This is a genomic window from Rhizobium sp. M1 (assembly GCF_002531805.1).
GTDB lineage: Bacteria > Pseudomonadota > Alphaproteobacteria > Rhizobiales > Rhizobiaceae > Rhizobium > Rhizobium etli_C.
Window position 1 is genome coordinate 1 of record NZ_NWSW01000024.1, and the last position, 17258, is coordinate 17258.

General features: G+C 60.3%; 17 protein-coding genes and 1 pseudogene. 9 read left to right on the top strand and 9 right to left on the bottom strand.

Annotation, left to right across the window (positions count from 1 at the left end; genetic code table 11):
* The 3 genes and pseudogenes from CO655_RS22675 to pntB form a co-directional block, all read left to right on the top strand.
* Positions 1 to 299, top strand: a pseudogene (locus CO655_RS22675) (S-(hydroxymethyl)glutathione dehydrogenase); the annotation flags it as partial.
* A 111-nt stretch (positions 300 to 410) separates the two neighbouring features.
* Positions 411 to 1985: a Re/Si-specific NAD(P)(+) transhydrogenase subunit alpha gene (locus CO655_RS22680; protein WP_097666768.1), complete on the top strand. Its 1575-nt coding sequence runs from the start codon at positions 411 to 413 to the stop codon at positions 1983 to 1985.
* 22 nt (positions 1986 to 2007) lie between these two features.
* Entirely contained in the window at positions 2008 to 3381 is a 1374-nt protein-coding gene (pntB, locus tag CO655_RS22685) for a Re/Si-specific NAD(P)(+) transhydrogenase subunit beta (RefSeq protein WP_097666770.1), read from the top strand.
* Between the two features lie 195 nt (positions 3382 to 3576).
* On the opposite strand, the gene CO655_RS22690 is transcribed toward pntB, so the two are convergent.
* Positions 3577 to 3912 carry a hypothetical protein gene (locus tag CO655_RS22690; protein ID WP_097666772.1) on the bottom strand — a complete coding sequence of 112 codons (336 nt, stop codon included), beginning with the start codon at positions 3910 to 3912 and terminating at the stop codon, positions 3577 to 3579.
* 193 nt (positions 3913 to 4105) lie between these two features.
* Here CO655_RS22690 and CO655_RS22695 point away from each other — a divergent pair, with 193 nt between their 5' ends.
* Positions 4106 to 4420, top strand: a complete 315-nt coding sequence (locus tag CO655_RS22695; RefSeq protein WP_097666774.1) for a glyoxalase — start codon at positions 4106 to 4108, stop codon at positions 4418 to 4420.
* Positions 4421 to 4492: 72 nt separating this feature from the next.
* On the opposite strand, the gene CO655_RS22700 is transcribed toward CO655_RS22695, so the two are convergent.
* From CO655_RS22700 to CO655_RS22730, 7 genes are all read right to left on the bottom strand, one after another.
* Positions 4493 to 4741 carry a 2Fe-2S iron-sulfur cluster-binding protein gene (locus CO655_RS22700; protein WP_245310134.1) on the bottom strand — a complete coding sequence of 83 codons (249 nt, stop codon included), beginning with the start codon at positions 4739 to 4741 and terminating at the stop codon, positions 4493 to 4495.
* 104 nt (positions 4742 to 4845) lie between these two features.
* Positions 4846 to 6087 carry an FAD-dependent oxidoreductase gene (locus CO655_RS22705; RefSeq protein ID WP_097666776.1) on the bottom strand — a complete coding sequence of 414 codons (1242 nt, stop codon included), beginning with the start codon at positions 6085 to 6087 and terminating at the stop codon, positions 4846 to 4848.
* Position 6088: 1 nt separating this feature from the next.
* On the bottom strand, positions 6089 to 6643 hold the full coding sequence (locus CO655_RS22710; RefSeq protein WP_097666778.1) for a cupin domain-containing protein: 555 nt from the start codon (positions 6641 to 6643) through the stop codon (positions 6089 to 6091).
* Positions 6636 to 7304, bottom strand: a complete 669-nt coding sequence (locus CO655_RS22715; RefSeq protein ID WP_097666780.1) for a 4-carboxy-4-hydroxy-2-oxoadipate aldolase/oxaloacetate decarboxylase — start codon at positions 7302 to 7304, stop codon at positions 6636 to 6638. Before CO655_RS22715 ends, CO655_RS22710 begins: the two co-directional genes overlap by 8 nt.
* A gap of 45 nt (positions 7305 to 7349) precedes the next feature.
* Positions 7350 to 8264 (bottom strand): ABC transporter substrate-binding protein, encoded by a 915-nt coding sequence (locus tag CO655_RS22720; RefSeq protein WP_097666782.1) that lies wholly within the window; start codon positions 8262 to 8264, stop codon positions 7350 to 7352.
* Positions 8265 to 8290: 26 nt separating this feature from the next.
* Positions 8291 to 9316: an amidohydrolase family protein gene (locus tag CO655_RS22725; RefSeq protein WP_097666784.1), complete on the bottom strand. Its 1026-nt coding sequence runs from the start codon at positions 9314 to 9316 to the stop codon at positions 8291 to 8293.
* On the bottom strand, positions 9316 to 10506 hold the full coding sequence (locus CO655_RS22730; RefSeq protein ID WP_097666786.1) for a cytochrome P450: 1191 nt from the start codon (positions 10504 to 10506) through the stop codon (positions 9316 to 9318). The genes CO655_RS22725 and CO655_RS22730 overlap by 1 nt, the downstream gene beginning before the upstream one ends.
* 219 nt (positions 10507 to 10725) lie before the next feature.
* On the opposite strand from CO655_RS22730, the gene CO655_RS22735 reads away from it, so the two are divergent.
* The 5 genes from CO655_RS22735 to CO655_RS22755 are packed head-to-tail and all read left to right on the top strand — an operon-like array spanning position 10726 to position 15327.
* Positions 10726 to 11517, top strand: coding sequence for an ABC transporter ATP-binding protein (locus CO655_RS22735; protein ID WP_097666788.1), 792 nt, complete (start codon positions 10726 to 10728; stop codon positions 11515 to 11517).
* Positions 11514 to 12227 (top strand): ABC transporter ATP-binding protein, encoded by a 714-nt coding sequence (locus CO655_RS22740; RefSeq protein WP_010030770.1) that lies wholly within the window; start codon positions 11514 to 11516, stop codon positions 12225 to 12227. Before CO655_RS22735 ends, CO655_RS22740 begins: the two co-directional genes overlap by 4 nt.
* Positions 12227 to 13108, top strand: coding sequence for a branched-chain amino acid ABC transporter permease (locus CO655_RS22745; protein ID WP_097666790.1), 882 nt, complete (start codon positions 12227 to 12229; stop codon positions 13106 to 13108). Before CO655_RS22740 ends, CO655_RS22745 begins: the two co-directional genes overlap by 1 nt.
* A complete protein-coding gene (locus CO655_RS22750; RefSeq protein ID WP_097666792.1) occupies positions 13105 to 14064 on the top strand; it encodes a branched-chain amino acid ABC transporter permease in 960 nt (319 codons plus the stop codon). The genes CO655_RS22745 and CO655_RS22750 overlap by 4 nt, the downstream gene beginning before the upstream one ends.
* Before the next feature lie 30 nt (positions 14065 to 14094).
* Positions 14095 to 15327: an ABC transporter substrate-binding protein gene (locus CO655_RS22755; RefSeq protein ID WP_097666794.1), complete on the top strand. Its 1233-nt coding sequence runs from the start codon at positions 14095 to 14097 to the stop codon at positions 15325 to 15327.
* A gap of 403 nt (positions 15328 to 15730) precedes the next feature.
* Here CO655_RS22755 and CO655_RS22760 read toward each other — a convergent pair whose 3' ends face one another.
* Positions 15731 to 17254: a hypothetical protein gene (locus CO655_RS22760; RefSeq protein ID WP_010034004.1), complete on the bottom strand. Its 1524-nt coding sequence runs from the start codon at positions 17252 to 17254 to the stop codon at positions 15731 to 15733.
* Positions 17255 to 17258 lie beyond the last annotated feature (4 nt).

Sequence of the window (17258 nt, forward strand, 5' to 3'; positions counted from 1 at the left end):
GCCAGGCGCTGGAAGCATCGCACCGCGGCTGGGGCAAGTCGATCATCATCGGCGTTGCCGGCGCCGGCCAGGAGATCTCCACCCGGCCGTTCCAGCTGGTGACCGGCCGCAACTGGATGGGCACCGCCTTCGGCGGCGCGCGTGGGCGAACCGACGGGCCGAAGATCGTCGACTGGTACATGCAGGGCAAGATCCAGATCGACCCGATGATCACCCATACGATGCCGCTCGAAGACATCAACAAGGGCTTCGAGATGATGCACAAGGGTGAAAGCATCCGCGGCGTCGTGGTGTACTGACGCAAATCTCCGAACGGAATGCGGCGAAGGTTTTCATTGGTTTAGCCTCGGCCGGACCGAACCCCAGCGTCACGTCGGATCAGTGACTTTCAAATTTTAAGGGAGGGATACGTGCTAATAGGGTCGCCTCGAGAGAGGCTGGAAGGAGAGGCGCGCGTTGCAATGACGCCTGACAGCGCCACACAGCTTCAGAAACTCGGATATCAATGTGCCATCGAAACTGGCGCCGGCAAACCCGCGGGCTTCTCCGACGATGCCTACCGTGCTGCCGGGGTAACGGTTGTCGACAGCGCCGAAACGCTCTTTGCAAGCGCCGACGTGATCGCCAAAGTGCGCCCGCCGGAGTCAAGCGACGTGGCGAGGCTTTCGAGCGGCAAGACGCTGATCTCGTTCTTCTATCCGGCACAGAACAAGGACCTGCTGGACCAGGCGAAATCGACCGGCGCCAACGTGATCGCCATGGATATGGTGCCGCGCATTTCGCGCGCCCAGAAGATGGACGCCCTCTCCTCCATGGCCAATATTGCCGGTTATCGCGCCGTGATCGAGGCCGGAAATAATTTCGGCCGCTTCTTTACCGGTCAGGTGACCGCCGCCGGCAAGATCCCGCCGGCCAAGGTCCTGGTCATCGGCGCGGGCGTCGCCGGTCTTGCCGCGGTCGGCACCAGCGTTTCGCTCGGCGCCATCACCTATGCTTTCGACGTGCGGCCGGAAGTCGCCGAGCAGATCGAATCCATGGGCGCGGAATTCGTCTTCCTCGACTTCGACGAACAGCAGCAGGACGGCGCTGCGACGGGCGGCTATGCCGCGCCCTCCTCGCCCGAGTTTCGCGCGGCACAACTGAAGAAGTTCCGCGAAATCGCGACTGACATCGACATCGTCATCACGACCGCGCTGATCCCGGGCCGCGACGCGCCGAAGCTCTGGCTTGCCGACATGGTCGCCACGATGAAGCCGGGTTCGGTCATCGTCGACCTTGCCGCCGAGCGCGGCGGCAATTGCGACCTGACCGTCCCGGACCAGAAAATCGTATCCGACAACGGCGTCACCATCATCGGCTACACCGACTTCCCAAGCCGCATGGCCGCACAGGCTTCGACGCTCTATTCGACCAACATCCGCCACATGATGACGGACCTGACCCCAAATAAGGATGGCGTCATCGTCCACAACATGGAGGATGACGTGATCCGTGGTGCGACGATCGCTTTGAAGGGCGAGATCACCTATCCGCCGCCACCGCCAAAGATCCAGGCGATTGCCGCCCAGAAACCAAAGGAAAAGCCCAAGGAGCTGACGCCTGAAGAAAAGAAGGCCGCGGAGGCGGCCGGCTTCAGGTCTGCGACGCGAAACCAGGTCGGGCTTCTCATCGTTGGCGGTCTCCTTATGCTCCTCATCGGCGCTTTTGCACCGCCGGTGTTCATGGGTCATTTCATTGTCTTCGCACTCGCCTGCTTCGTTGGCTTCCAGGTGATCTGGGGCGTGTCGCACTCCCTGCATACGCCGCTCATGGCAATCACCAACGCCATCTCCGGCATCATCATCATTGGAGCGGTCCTGCAGATCACCGCTGGCGGTTGGCTGGTCACGGCGCTTGCCGCCATTTCCGTGGCGATCGCAACGATCAACATCGTCGGCGGGTTCATGGTGACACGCCGCATGCTGAACATGTTCCAGAAGTCCTGACCGGGTCGAGGGAGAATTGACAATGTCTATCGGTATCCAGACCGCGGCCTATATCGCAGCCTCGGTCCTCTTCATCCTCGCGCTTGGCGGTCTTTCGGGCCAGGAAAACGCAAAGCGCGCCGTGTGGTACGGTATCGTCGGCATGGCGATCGCCGTCATTGCGACGATCTTCGGGCCAGGCGTCGGCCTTTCGGCGGTACTCATCATCATGCTCGTGATCGGCGCCGTCGTCGGGACGGTCATGGCGCGGCGCGTCGAAATGACCGGCATGCCGCAACTCGTGGCGGCCCTTCACTCCTTCGTCGGCCTTGCCGCCGTCTTTATCGGCCTCAACTCCGATATCACGGCGCATGAATTCACTGCGCATGCCGAGCAGATCATCCACGAGGTGGAAATCTTCCTCGGGGTCTTCATCGGTGCTGTGACCTTCACCGGTTCGATTATCGCCTATGGCAAGCTCTCAGGCCGCATCGGCGGTAAGGCGCTGATCCTGCCCGGCCGCCATGCTTTCAACATCGCGATGGTCGCCACCTCCCTCATCCTCATGCTGCTCTACATGAACGGCGCGGGCTCATGGACGCTTTATATGATGACGCTGATCGCCTTCGTCATCGGCGCCCATCTCGTCATGGCGATTGGCGGGGCCGACATGCCGGTGGTCGTTTCCATGCTCAACTCCTATTCGGGCTGGGCAGCGGCGGCGACCGGCTTCCTGCTCGGAAACGATCTTCTGATCGTCACCGGTGCACTCGTCGGCTCCTCCGGCGCGATCCTCTCCTACATCATGTGCAAAGCCATGAATCGGCAGTTCCTGTCGGTGATCCTCGGCGGTTTCGGCAATGCCTCTGGCCCGGCAATGGCTGTCGAGGGTGAACAGGTTGCGATCGACGCCGAAGGCGCTGCCGCCGCGCTTAACGATGCCGACTCAGTCATCATCGTGCCCGGCTACGGCATGGCGGTTGCACAGGCGCAGGGTGCGGTCTCCGAGCTCACCCGCAAGCTACGTGCGACCGGCAAGGACGTACGCTTCGCCATTCATCCCGTCGCTGGACGCCTGCCCGGCCACATGAATGTGCTTCTGGCCGAAGCAAAGGTGCCCTACGACATCGTTCTGGAAATGGACGAAATCAACGAGGATTTTTCGAACACGGACGTCGTCATCGTCATCGGCTCCAACGACATCGTCAATCCCGCAGCACAGGAAGATCCGAATTCGCCGATATCAGGCATGCCGGTTCTGGAAGTTTGGAAGGCCAAGCAGGTCTTTGTGTCCAAGCGCGGGCAAGGCACCGGTTACTCCGGCATCGAGAACCCGCTGTTCTACAAAGAAAACACCCGGATGTACTACGGCGACGCGAAGGACTCGATCAACAAGCTGCTGCCGATAATCAACTGATCTCCGCTCCAGGAGGGAGGAGTCTCGCCTACCTGGCGACTACCCTCCCCCAGGCAGACTGCGGATCCCATCGGCTCGCATGCGAGGGCCATACGTATGGCTCGCTAAGCAAGATCGACGTGCTGATGCCCTGGAATTATTCGCGGCGGACAAACGGCTGAAGTCCGCTTTTTTTGCCCGAAGCGGACGTCACGTTCATAATCGGTTGGCCATGCGCCAAACTGCCCACCCTAATCCTTGTCCAGCAAGCCCGCCGCCAAGTACCGGTACGAGCAGGAAAGAGATGAACAATCCGATAAGCCCTACCATCGCGGCAAGCCCATTTACGAAATCGCTGGAGGTGCAAACGTCGCCCCAATAGCATCCGCCGAATGCCATCATCGCTAAATCTATGAGCAGCAGTTTTACCATGAGCCACGTCTGGCCTGCTCTGAAGCGGCCTTTTGCGAGTTGCCAGTAGGTGAGCGGAGCGCTGAGAAGGATGATCGGGACCGCTGCGAGTGCATAGGTTTTGAAGTCACCTATATCCATTTTGATCCCCGAAAGCTTCTTGTGAGCCTATCGAGAGCATCTGAATAAATTGGAAAAGAATTGGTCTGCTTTTGGCGCTTTGTTGCTGTTGATGTTGCAGCGGTAGTTTTCGGAACGGCCTACCGCGCTTGGTCAATGTGACAGGAAGACACCGCTTACCCTTCGGGCACCCAAGGTCTTGTCGGGAGAAATAGTGTCGCGAGGCAATGGGATTGCCAACTCAGAAATATACTCGATCTGGCTCAAGTTCCCCGAACTCGACAGTCCGTTCCTCGAAATACACGAACACGAAGTCACGTTTGATAGAGAGCAGCCGAGAGTGAATGAACCGGGTTTCAGTCACCTGTCGTTCCAGACACCAGATATCGGCAGTATGCTGTCGGAAATTACTCGAGCGGGTGGCGCGCAGATTGGCGAAATCACGGATTTCGGGACGGCGGAAAAGCCATTTCTCATCGCCTACGCACGCGATCCCGAGGGAAATGTCCTTGAGCTTGAGCAGACCTGATCGTCAGGTCTACCCGGGCGTCGTCCAGCCGCCCAGGATGTTCGGTAGAATAACGTGCACCATCCTCACACCCTAGTCTTCGGGCGCAATTCCAATCACGATGCCACTGAGTGTCTCGTCGAACGGTAGCTGACAGGAAAGCCGGGAGTTCTCCTGGCGGTAGTCGGATCCCTCGAGCAGCTCGGTTTCATCGATCGAGGATACCGGCAAATTTGCGCTCGTGGGAAGCTGCTCGACATAGACGTGACAGGTGGCGCAGGACAGACAGCCGCCGCACATCGCCAAAAGTTCGTCAAACCCAGCATTCCGGATATTCTCCATAAGCGAAGCGCCTATCCGCCCGTCGAAGCTATGAAGCTCTCCGTCTCGGGTCCGTACTGATATGGTAGCCATTTTTCCTCCACTTTTCCTACGCCTGCACCGCCTTACGACGTGACGAGGTCGATTTCTTTGAGTTGTCTCGATGTGTCCGCCAAAGCGGCGGGATCGATCCTTGCTGCGCTGTCGACAAGCTTTCGCCCCTGCACGTAATCGCGCGGCGAATTGATGCAATCGAGGGCGAGAACCGCCCCGTCCTTCAGATAGATGAGACTGAAGCTTCGGGAGGCAGGATCTCCTCGCATGACGACACTGTCGAAGCCGTAATTGAGGCCGACCGTCTGCATTTTCAGGTCGAACTGATTGGACCAAAACCACGGCGTTGCATCGTATTCCTTGAACTGCCCGCAGATCGCCTTGGCAGCGGTGGCCGCCTGATCGGTCGCGTTCTGCACAGATTCAATGCGGATGCCCGGGCCATTTTCCAAGCGGGCGCAGTCGCCGACGCAATAGGTGTTCGGCAGCGACGTACGGCAAAACTGATCGATATCAACACCGTTTTCGCCCTTGGCTCCCGCCGCGACCAGCGGATCGACCGATGGGATGATGCCAATTCCGACGACCACGATGTCGGCTGCAATCGCCTCGCCGGAGGCAAGAACGACGCTCGACACGCGGCCGTTCACGCCCTCCACAGAGGCGACATTGCTATTGAGGCGGATGTCGACACCGCGCGCCCGGTGCTCTTTTTCGTAAAAGCGTGATACTGGCTCCCCCGCCACGCGCGCCAGCACACGGTCAAGGGCCTCGACAAGGGTTACGTCCTTGCCGATCTCCCGGAACACTGCGGCCGCTTCCAAGCCGACGTACCCGCCGCCGATGATCACGATCCTTTGCGCATCGGGAAGAACATCGAGCAGTGCGTCGCAATCCGCCTTGCTGCGGATGTAGAAAACGCCTGCCAGGTCTTTGCCGGGGCAGGTAAGCTTCCGCGGATCGCCGCCCGCGGCCCAGACCAGCTGGCCGTAGGAGAAAGATTCACCGCGATCGGTCATCACGGTGCGAGCCGTGGGATCGACCGCGCTCACATGCCGCCCAAGCAACAATTCCACCTCACGCGCGCCCCAGAAATCCTGGGGCCGCAGGTGCATCCTGTCGAATGTCTTCTTGCCCGCCAGATAGTCTTTCGAAAGCGAGGGGCGGTCGTAAGGCACTTCCGGCTCAGCGCCGATCAGCGCGATGCTTCCCGTAAAGCCGGACTGTCTGAGTGCGGCGGCGGTCTGCGAACCGCCGTGTCCGCCGCCGACGATCACGCAGTCGAACGATCGGGTGAGGTTGTCCGGTGTCATCTCACGACTTTCTTTCAGCGCCGATGAGGACGAAGCACATCGTGGCAGGCCTGTCGCCCCTATTGCGCCAGGCATGGCGGGTGCCGCACTGGACCACGACGTCGCCCTGCTTCAGCAAGGTTTCGACGCCATCGTCGAGTTCGAGCCAGATCTCGCCGTCGAGGACGATGTCATAGTCGACCGTGTCGGTGGTGTGCATGCCGGGCGCGTCAGGCTCGAAAGCCTGGATCAGGCCGGGGATGTGGACTGTCTGCTCCTCGATGGCGGAGGCGTGATCGACGGTTGCGAACACCGAATCCGGCGGGAAGACGACGATCATGAGTTTCGTCGCTCCCGGCTCAGGCGTGATCAATATTTGCGGCGGCGCCTGCTCAGCCTGGTCTTGCGGGAGGACGGGTTTGGCGGCGGTGGCGTAAAGAACCGACGTCAAATGTCCCGGCACAGAATCGTAGGCGTGGGCGTTGGGCGTCGGGCCGTCGCTGACAAACACCGACTTCCCGTCCCTGATACCCGTGACGACGCGGCGAGGAATGCGCAGTTCAGTGGCCCTATTCATAGGTCAGGCCCTTCGCTTCGAGCTGCGGACGCATGTTGTTGATGTCGAGGCTGAGTTGGCCCGACTCGTAAAGGCCGCGCTTTTCGTCTTCCATCCGTTGCCGCTTGCGGGCCTTTTCGAGCACCTGAGCTGCCTCATCGCGCTTGACCACGCAGACCCCGTCGTCATCGGCGATGATGACGTCACCCGGTTCGATATAGGCGCCGGCACAGACCACTGGCACCTGCACGTTCGCCAGCGTTTCCTTGACGGTGCCCTGGGCCGAGATGGCCTTCGTCCATACCGGAAACTTCATCGCACGAAGATCGGCTACATCGCGGACGCCGGCGTCGGTCACCAGGCCGAGAATCCCTCGCGCCTTGCAGGAGGTGGCGAGCAGGTCGCCGAAATAGCCGTCGGTGCATGGTGAGGTCGGTGCGACAACCAGGATGTCCCCCGGTTGGGCCATTTCCAGCGCCACATGGATCATCCAATTGTCGCCGGGCGGAACCTCGCAGGTCAGTGCCGTTCCACCGATGCGCGCGCCGTCGATTACCGGACGCAGGTGCGGCGCCAGCAGCCCTTTCCGTCCCTGAGCCTCATGAACCGTGGCGACGCCGAGCTTACCCAGCGCCTCACATATTTCGCGGTCCGTCCGCGGGGTCTTTGTCATTACTTTCATCGAAAATCTCCTGATGTGACCATGGAACGCGCCTCAACAGATCGCTTAGCTGGATGCAGCTTCGAGGAGACCGCGATCGAACACGTCCCCCGCTAGAGGTCTGGCGCCTTCGTCAAGCAGGTTCGCGCGGATCATAAGGTCGATGGTGGTGTCCATCGCAGCTTGTGGAATGGACAGGTCACTGGGCCACATACCCATGTCACGCATATAGCGAAGCCCATGTGACGCCAGATCGACATCCTCCTTCGTCGTGATCCGCTGGAAAATTGGCAGCGTGACATCGTCCCGACCGGGATCGTTGGTGATCGCATAGGCATCGATGAGCGCCCGCAGGAAGCGGACAACCTTGTCGCGGTTGCCGTCCAGCCAGCTCTTGCGGCCGATGACGGCGGCGAAGACGATTTCAGGGATGATGTCGTTGATCTCGCCGATCAGGTTAAAGCCGTCCCGCTCGGCCAGGAAATTCCAGGGTGCCGGCTGCGGCGCGCAGTCGATCTCACCTGCCTGGAGTGCTTCCCAGCGCTTGGTGTGGATGCCGGCGAGTTCGAATTCATAGTCGCCTGGATAATGCAGCCCATCCTTGGCGAGCAGCATCTGCGTGTAGATCGCAGTGCCTTCGGTGAGCGACGACGTACCGACCTTTTTGCCCTTGAGATCCTTGATCGACTTGATCGAAGGCTGGGCGACGAGCGACATCGGCAGGCGGTTCGAGTTCGAAGCGACCACACGCAGTTCGCCACCTTTGACGAAGTCGGAGACCGCGCCTTCCGGCGGCGTGATGGCGAGGTCTGCTTCCCCCTCCATTACGGCGCTGGTCGCCTTGTCGACGGTACCCATCTTTTTGTATTCGATGGACAGCCCATGTTCGGCGAAAATACCGAGTTCTTCGGCGACGAAGACCGGTAGCCAGTTGAACCCTTGCGCCCCGCCTGCGAGGCTCAGATGTTGGCTCGAAGCCATTTGATTTCTCCCTGATAGTTGCGGCTTCAAAGGCCGCGCTCGCGTAGTCTCTTGTCCAACAGCGGGTAGACTCGCCGCGCGTTCCCTTCGAAGACCGCATGTCTCTGGTCGTCGTCGAGCCCGAGCTGATCGATGTATCTCTTGGTGTCGTCGAACGGATGCCCGGTCTCGGGATCGATCGCCTTGACCGCGCCGAGCAGCTCCGAGCCGAAAAGGATGTTCTTGACATCGACGACGTTGAATAGCGTATCGATGCCAGCCTGATGGTAGACGCAGGTGTCGAAGAACAGGTTGTTCATCAGATGCGTGTCGAGGCTGGGCTTTTCGAGCATGATCGACAGTCCGCGGTAACGGCCCCAATGGTACGGGGCAGCGCCGCCGCCGTGCGGGATGATCAGCTTGAGTTCCGGGTGGCGTTCGAACAGATCTCCCTGGATGAGCTGCATGAATACCGCGGTGTCGGCGTTGATGTAGTGCGCTCCCGTCATGTGAAGGCAGCGTTCGCAGGAGCTTGACACGTGGATCATCGCGGGAACCTGGAGGGCGACCATGGCCTCCCACATCGGGTCCCACCACGGATCGTAAATCGGCGGCGCGCTCCAGCGTCCGCCAGAGGGATCGGGATTGAGGTTGCAGCCGACGAAGCCGTTCCCGACGCAACGCTCCAACTCGTCGATGACAGCGGAAAGGTCGCCGTCGATTGTCTGCGGAAGCTGACAGACGGCGGCGAAATTGTCGGGAAACATGTCGACGATGCGGCCGACATTGTCGTTCGACAAACGCGACCACTCCTTGGCGACTGCCAGGCCTGGAACGTGGTGGCCCATGCCGGAAGCACGCGGGCTTAAGAGCGTCACGTGCGAACCGCGCTCGCGCTGTATCTTCAGCTGGTTCGCTTCGATGATGTCATGGAGCTGCTTGTCCGGAATGCCCGGATAGATGGGCTGCTCGAAGGATTTGCCTTCCGCATAAGCGACCTGTGCCGTCCGGAAGGCATGATGCTCCGGCGGTTCCGTCGTGAAGTGGCCGTGGCAGTCGATGATGAGCGACATCAGGCGCTCCACTTCGCCGGAAGTTCGGAAATGCCGCGAAACCGCCAACCCTTGCCCTTCATCTCGCGCGCGGGGTCGAGCCGGAGGTCGGGCAATTGCCGGAATACCTCCGCCAGTGCGATCTCGCCCATGGCCCTCGACAGGAAGTGGCCGGAGCAGAAATGCGGGCGGAAGCCGAACGACAGGTGCTGCTTCTTCTTGCGGAACATGTCGAAGCTGTCGGCGTCTTCGAAGCGGGTCGCGTCGCGGTTGGCGGAGCCCATGACGATCGCCACAGACGCTCCTTGCGGAATGACAGTTCCCGCGAGCTCGAAATCTTCTTTGGCGACGCGCGGCGTCACGCCGATCGGAGCGATCCAGCGGAGGCCCTCATCGAAGGCGCGCATGGCGTTTTCCTGCGGCTGCTCCGCCATGACCTTCGCTTGACCGGCATTTGTAAGAAGACCGGCGCAGGCGTTCGCTGCCGCGTGGCCCGGCTCCTGCAGGCCGCCGAGGATGATGACGCGCATGGTGGGCGAAATTTCCTCCCAGCTGCGGACCTCGCCTTTGGGCATGCCTCCGTACATGACGTGGCTCAGAAGCGAATTGTTGGGCTTGGAAAGACAGGCTTGGTAAAGATCGCCCATCTGCCTGTCGATGTCGGCAAGCGCATCGTCTAGCCGCTTCCAGATTGCCGCGTCGTTGCCGACATTCTGCAGGCCGAGCGCCATCGCATGGAACCACTCGACGAGCGTCTCGTTGGGCGTTTCCGTCAGGCCGATGACGTCGCCGATGCAGCGCACCGAGATAGGCTCGAAGAGTTCGACCGTGAGGTTCGCTTCTCCATTCTTCTTGATGGAGTCGATATAGCGCTGCACGACCGGGCGCGTCAGACCTTCAACGAACGAGCGCACGCGCTCCTGCGTAAGGTTCTCATCGATGCCTTCGCGAAGGCATTGATGGTCCTCACCGGACATCGTCAGGACGTTCGGCATGCCCATCACGCGGGCTTCCGGCCGGTCAGTCGATCCCGACGGCCCGAACACCTTGTCGTTGCCGCCGACGGTGCGGCAATCGTCGAACCGAGTGATGAAATATTCCTTCGTTCCCTCGAAGAAGGCCACGGGCTGCTCTGCCCGCAGACGCGCGTAAACGGGATACGGATCCCGGTAGAGGTTATCGCCCGTCAGTTCGGTGTGTGATCCCGTCATTGATCTCCTCCCATGCCCCCCTTGGGGAGCTGTCGCCAATCTAGCCGCCACGGTCTCCAGCCGGACGGTACGTGGACGTTTCGGGGAAGCAATCGAGTGCGATTGATACTTGACATACCGAAACGTCTTCGGATACGGATAGGTATCCAAAGCGGGGTGAGCTGTCAACAACAGAAATCGACAGATCGAGGAGAAGCCGCTTCAGGAGGGAGGAATAAAGTGAACGACAGCAGCATCGAAGAGGTGCGCCCGGTGCTCCGGGCGCGGGATGTTTCCGTGCAGTTTGGCGGCGTGAAAGCGCTGACAGACGTGTCGCTTTCCGTAAGGCCGGGCGAAATCTGTGGGCTGATCGGGCCGAACGGCGCCGGAAAATCGACGTTTCTCAACGCGGCAACCCGCCTCGTAAATTACGCAACTGGATCGATCATGCTCGACGGCCAGCCGCTCGAAGGCGTGGAAACGCGCGACATGATTGGAAAGGGCGTCGCACGGACGTTTCAGAATCTGGGCATCTACGCTTCGATGACGGTTCTCGAGAACGTCATGTTGGGTGCCCATCACCGGCTTGGCGGAAATTTCGCTAAGGCGATCCTCGCACCGTTCCGCGCAAGAGTGCTGGAGCGGTCTACGCGTGAAAAGGCAATGGCGGTGCTCGAGGAGGTCGGCATGGCGAACCTCGCCGCACGCGCGGCCGGCTCGCTGCCCTATCCCCTGCAGAAACGGATGGAAATCGCCCGGGCGCTTGCCGCGGAGCCGAAAATACTCCTTCTCGACGAACCCGCCGGCGGGCTGACCCACGGCGAGGTCCACGAATTCGGCGCGCTCGTCGACGGGATAAGGCGCAGACACAATCTCTCCATCCTCCTTATCGAGCATCACATGGGTTTGGTGATGAGCCTTTGCGACCGGATCGTCGTTTTTCACCTCGGCCGCAACCTTGCCGAGGGAACTCCCGCCGAAATCAAGTCAAACGATGCGGTGATCGCCGCCTACCTCGGGAAAGCGGCATGACCCTCCTGGATATCAAAGATCTGTCCGTCTTCTACGGCAAGACGCGGGCACTGTTTGACTGTTCGTTCTCAGTTGATGAAGGCGAGTTCGTCGCCCTGCTCGGCGCAAACGGCGCCGGCAAGACGACGCTGCTGCGCGCAGTCTCTGGCCTCCTGCCCTTCAAGGGCTCGGTTTCCTATGCCGGCAAAGCGCTCGACAAGATCTCCGCCCAGACGCGCCTTGCCCTCGGTGTTGCACACATACCGCAAGGTCGCGGCACATTCACGGAGTTTACCGTGGAGGAAAACCTGTCGCTCGGCGCCACGATCGTGGCCAGCCGCTCGCAGGTGAGGGAAGACAAGGAACGCTGGTACGAGACGTTTCCCAGATTGCGGGAACGGCGCAACCAACTCGCCGGAAACCTCAGCGGCGGCGAACAGCAGATGCTCGCCGTGGCTCGGGCTCTGATGTCCAGACCGAAACTGCTGATGTGCGATGAACCATCTCTCGGATTGGCGCCCTCGATCACGCAGGAAATCCTGGCGATCTTCAAGTCCCTGAACAAAGAGGCCGGCATGACTTTGCTCGTGGTCGAACAGAACGTCGACATTACCCTTCAATACGCCGACAGGGCCTTTGTCATCGAAGCTGGCCAGATCGTCGCGAGCGGTGCGGCAAGCGATCTGATCGGCAACGAAGACATCAAGAAATCGTATCTGGGGGTCGCCTGATGAGTTTTTTCTTCCAGCTCGTCGTCAGCGGCTTGACCACGGGCGCCATCTACGCGGCGCTGGCGCTGGCGCTCGTCCTGATTTTCAGGGCGACGAATGTCGTCAATTTCGGCCAGGGCGAGATGGCGACATTCTCGGCCTATGGCGCTTGGCAACTGATGCAGTGGGGCGTGCCGCTCTGGCTCGCCGTTCTTGTGAGCCTCGTGGCGGCATTTGCTATCGGGATCGTGACATTCCGCCTGATCATCCGACCGATGATGGACGCTCCCGTGGAAGCGACCGTCGTCATCACGCTAGGCATCCTCGTGCTATTCCAGGCCGCCTGCATGTGGATTTGGGGGGCGGAACAGCTCTCCTTCCCAAGCCTTTTTCCAGGTGGCGGCTTTAGTATCGGCGACGTCCGCGTGCTTGCCTCTGCCGTCGGGACACTGGCAATCCTCCTGGCGATTGCCTTGGCGATGGGTTTTGTCTTCCGCTTCACCAAGCTCGGCCTGTCGATGCGCGCAGCTGCCTTTGATCGTACACGCAGCGTTCTCGTTGGTGTCGATGTCGAACGAATGCTGATGCTCGGCTGGGGCTTCGCCGCCGTCATCGGGGCACTCGCCGCGATCCTGATTGCGCCCCGCCTATTCCTTAGCCCGACGATGATGACACCGATCCTGTTCTATGCCCTGGCGGCTGCAACGCTCGGTGGCTGGGATAGTCCGCTCGGCGCCATCGTCGGCGGTCTCGCGGTCGGTGTCGCCGAAAGCCTGGGGGCAAGCTACCTCCCGTTCATCGGAGCCGACATGCGTATCGCGGTCCCGATCGCGCTGACGTTGACCATCCTGCTCGTGAAGCCCGTCGGCCTGTTCGGCTCCTACAAGGTGACAAAACTATGAGAGACATTTCCCTCTCAACCGCGATCAAGCTTGGTGTCTTCGCAATCGTCGCGGTATCGATTCCGGTCTTCGCCCCGGCCTACGCGCTCCAGCAAGTGGCCATAGCGATCGCCTATACAATTGCGATCCTCGGTCTGAACCTTCTGATGGGATATGCCGGGCAGATTTGCCTTGCCCAAGGAACGCTGTTCGGCGTTGGCGCCTATGTTTCCGCCATCCTGAACGCGACCTACGGCATTTCTTCGCTGGCCACGCTACCGGCCGCGGCTGCGGTCGCCGCCGCAGTCGGCCTGGTGATCGGCCTTCCGGCGCTCAGGCTTCAAGGTCTGCAGTTGGCCATCGTCACTTTCGGTATCGCGGCGGCATTCCCGCAATTGCTCCTCAAGATGGGAAGCCTGACCGGCGGCGTATCCGGGCTTCCCGTCGACGCTCCCGAGACGCCTGATTTCATGGCGGATGTTCCGGAGCTTTGGCTTTACCTGATCTCGCTCGCCTGTGCCGGCGTCGGTGCATTGCTCGTCTCCCGAATGCTGTTCGGCGACGCCGGTCGCGCTCTGAGGGCACAGCGCGACAACCCTCAGATTGCCCAGGCGCTTGGCGTGAACCTGACGCGCACCCGGCTGTGGGCGTTCGCGATCAGCTCGGCGCTCGCGGGACTGGGCGGTGGCGTGTTCGCGATCGTCAGCGGCTTCATCAGCCCGGAGTCTTTCCTGGCGATCCTGTCGATCAACATCGTGATTGGCAGCATTGTTGGCGGCGTCACTAGCATCGTCGGCGCCTTCGTCGGCGGCCTGTTCATGGTGTTCGTTCCGAGTTGGGCATCGGACATCAACCTGAGCCTCGGCAATCTGATTTACGGCCTCGCGCTGATCCTCATCATGATGGTCGCACGCAACGGGGTGACTGGCTTCATCGAAAAATGGCTTTCGGTGATTTTTCGGAGGTCGGCTGGCTGAAAGCCCGCCATCGAACTGGGAGGAATTGAAATGAGACTGATCTCTATACTGAAGGGATGTACGATGCAGCTGGCCGCGGCCGGGTTGCTCGTCGCTTCTCACGCTAGCGCCGCGGAACCGTCGCCAGGCATCACCGATGACACGATCAAGGTTGGCGTGACCGGACCTTTGACCGGTCCTGTCGCGGTCGTCGGCGGCGTCGCCGAGGGCATTAGGGCGCGTGTCGAACAGGCCAACGCCGAAGGCGGCGTCAAGATGGGCGACGGCAAGACACGCAAGATCGAACTCGTCATCGAGGACGATGGCCTTGATCCGCAGCGCACATTGGCGAATGTCCGCAAGATGGTGGAAAAGGACAAGGTCTTCGCCTTGGTCGGCACGGCTGCCACCCCGAACAACCTCGCGATCGGACGCTACATCACTCAGAAGAAGGTGCCGAACGTCTTCATGTACTCCGGCGTTATTTCCCTGAACGCTCCGGAGTGGGAAGTTGGGTTCGTGCCGTCCTTCTCGACGGAAGCGGACGCGTTTACCGAATATCTCGCGATGAACAAGCCCGACGCCAAGGTCGCGTTCCTGTATCTGAACACGGAAACAGGCCAGACATTCATGAAGGCATTCGACCGCGCGATCGAGGGTTCGGCGATTAGAGTGGTCGAACGTCAACCAGTGACATCACAAGACCCCACTGTGGAAACCCAGCTCAATACGCTGAAGGCCTCCGGCGCCGACACGCTCGTCATCATCGCCGCGCCTCGCCAGGGCGGCGAGGCCATCCGCTTCCAATCCGAAAGTGGATGGAAGCCGTTGACCCTGGTCACAAATCTTTCGTCTTCGTATCCGGTCCTTCAGTCCGTTGGCCTGGAAAATGCCAAGGGTATCATCACCTCAGACTTCCTGAAGCCGATCATTAGCGACCAGAAGTCCAATGACGAGGGCATCAACCGATACCTCGATGCCATCAAGTCGGCCAAAGTGAACTTTGTCTTCGCCAACACGATCGGCCAAACCGGTTATTCGATCGGCGATGCGCTCATCCAGTCACTTGAAAAGCTAAAGGAGCCGACCCGCGAGGAACTGATGAAGGTCGTCCACAATATGGACGGCTGGCAGAGCCCGCTGCTTTTCGACGGCATCAAGGTGACAACCAAGGAGGGGTCCGACGTCTTTCCGATCGAGGCACTCCAGCTTTACCAGTTCGATGGGCAGCAATATAATCCGGTCGGCGGGGTATTGCATTTTGAAGGAGATACGCACGAGTGAACGTTACGTTCGCTTCGCGCGCACCATGGCGCCGACCCCTGTCTTCGCCAGTCGGTATCCAAATTGGGCCGCAGGGGACGGTGCGCTTCGTTAGCTGTTGAGCGAATACAGCCGTTCCGGCCTTTGCAAAGACCGGAACGGCCATTTCTTGAAAGCGGCAGCTAACGTGTAGCCACCGATCAGGTTGGAGGAGATCAGCATCGATCCCATTGCGCCGTGAGGCCGGCGAAGCGGACCGACTAACAAGCCAGGAAAACGTAGCCCAACGCTTTTCGGTGCCGCCCGCTTACTTCAGCGCTCCCCGCCTGACCCAGCTGACGGCAGGATCTGTATACGCGTGGGCGCTCGTGCTGGTGCTCGCTGGTCCGGTCATTTCAGAATTCGGAAGACGATCTGCTCCAGCTCAGGAGGGGTTTCTGCGGTAGATACGCCAATCGGCGGTCTCCCGCACGAGGTCATAGTGTCGGGCTATATAGTGCGCATAGATGTCCCGCATGCCGTCTCCGGTCCAGATTTCTATGGGCCACTTCGGGTCGAGGATCAGGTCCACGTCGGCGAACATCTCTTTCGCGGCTGGATGATACTCAGGCCCAAGAGTGCGTCCCCAATGATACCAGACGCTATCTCCGGCCGGCGGCGTGAGACGGAGGCCGGCAGAAAACGGATTAACGAAATCCAGAACGGCAACACGCTTAGACCCGGCATCCAATTGCGAAAGGGCGGCCGAGGCGTCGGCAAGTGTACGGTTGTAACGTTGGAAATATTCGAATTGGCCGGCACTCCACATCTCAACAAGCCGAACCCCGGAAAAGGCAGGCAGCGGAACAGCTTCGCCTCGTCCGCCGGCCGAATAATGGGCATGAATGGCAAGCGACGCAGCATTGCCGACCGCAGCCGGCATGAGCAGGAATGCGACGAGCAGCGGCAGGGCGATCCGCGCTCTTGCATACCGAGAGCGAAGCTCGGCGCGAAAGAGACTTTCCGAGAGCACGGCAGCGCTCGCGCCCAGCGTCAGAATCCCAAAGAATTGGAAGTTCTGCTCGATCAGGAGGATTCCTGATGTCATGCAGAAGGCGACAAAGAGCAGATGCCGATAGGTTGGTGTCAGGATGAGAAGGATGACGGCGACAGCCAGGTAAGCAAGAAGGTCGGCGAAATTATTCCGTACCACGTGACCGATAGCCGTCATCGTCGGGAGGCCGCCGCTGTTCTTCCCGGCAAGACTGATGTCGAGGAGGTAGTTGACCCCTCCGCCCCAGACCGTCTCAATCGCCAGGATGCTAGCGGCGACGATCCCAAACGCGAGCGCCACCCAGCCGGTCTGGCGACGGTCAAAAAGCATGAACACCAGAAAAGCAAGGCCCACGACACCATAGGTGATCTTGGTGTAAAGCATCAGCAGCACGAGGAAGCTGGCGCATGCTGCGTCCGCGCCTTTGCCGCTGGTGGCGCCAGGCAAGCGGCACAGGTACATGACCAGCAGCAAGCCGAGTGACGCCCAGCCGATCCGGTTGTAAAACATGGCAAAGCTGAGCTCCCCGATCCGCTCGCCCGGGTTTGCAGGTACCGCAAGCACCAGAAGCAGACAGCTTGCCAGCAGCAGCCCGAGCGGCCAATGCATTCGGCTGGCGACGATTTCGGCGGCGACGAGCGAAAATAAGAGGATCAGCAGGGACAGTCCCACTGGCATTGCCGCACCCATGCTACCGGACAGAGCGTAGCCGACAGCCGGGATATAGAATGTCAGCGGCCCGAGAGGTGTGTGGAAATCAACGTTCGGCACCTGTCCCGCCGCGATCCGATGTGCGCCATCCAGAAAGACGAATAGATCGTTGACGTATTTGGTTGTGACCGTTGCGCCCGGCAGTGCGAGGAGTCCGGCAAGAAACAATCCGATGCAGGGGACAATGGCACGCCACCAGTTCAACCGA

Bases quoted from the DNA above. Each gene is read 5' to 3' on its own strand.
- pntB (WP_097666770.1), top strand. From the start codon at position 2,008: ATGTCTATCGGTATCCAGACCGCGGCCTATATCGCAGCCTCGGTCCTC.
- CO655_RS22690 (WP_097666772.1), bottom strand. From the start codon at position 3,912: ATGGATATAGGTGACTTCAAAACCTATGCACTCGCAGCGGTCCCGATC.
- CO655_RS22700 (WP_245310134.1), bottom strand. From the start codon at position 4,741: ATGGAGAATATCCGGAATGCTGGGTTTGACGAACTTTTGGCGATGTGC.
- CO655_RS22705 (WP_097666776.1), bottom strand. From the start codon at position 6,087: ATGACACCGGACAACCTCACCCGATCGTTCGACTGCGTGATCGTCGGC.
- CO655_RS22710 (WP_097666778.1), bottom strand. From the start codon at position 6,643: ATGAATAGGGCCACTGAACTGCGCATTCCTCGCCGCGTCGTCACGGGT.
- CO655_RS22715 (WP_097666780.1), bottom strand. From the start codon at position 7,304: ATGAAAGTAATGACAAAGACCCCGCGGACGGACCGCGAAATATGTGAG.
- CO655_RS22720 (WP_097666782.1), bottom strand. From the start codon at position 8,264: ATGGCTTCGAGCCAACATCTGAGCCTCGCAGGCGGGGCGCAAGGGTTC.
- CO655_RS22725 (WP_097666784.1), bottom strand. From the start codon at position 9,316: ATGTCGCTCATCATCGACTGCCACGGCCACTTCACGACGGAACCGCCG.
- CO655_RS22730 (WP_097666786.1), bottom strand. From the start codon at position 10,506: ATGACGGGATCACACACCGAACTGACGGGCGATAACCTCTACCGGGAT.
- CO655_RS22740 (WP_010030770.1), top strand. From the start codon at position 11,514: ATGACCCTCCTGGATATCAAAGATCTGTCCGTCTTCTACGGCAAGACG.
- CO655_RS22745 (WP_097666790.1), top strand. From the start codon at position 12,227: ATGAGTTTTTTCTTCCAGCTCGTCGTCAGCGGCTTGACCACGGGCGCC.
- CO655_RS22750 (WP_097666792.1), top strand. From the start codon at position 13,105: ATGAGAGACATTTCCCTCTCAACCGCGATCAAGCTTGGTGTCTTCGCA.
- CO655_RS22755 (WP_097666794.1), top strand. From the start codon at position 14,095: ATGAGACTGATCTCTATACTGAAGGGATGTACGATGCAGCTGGCCGCG.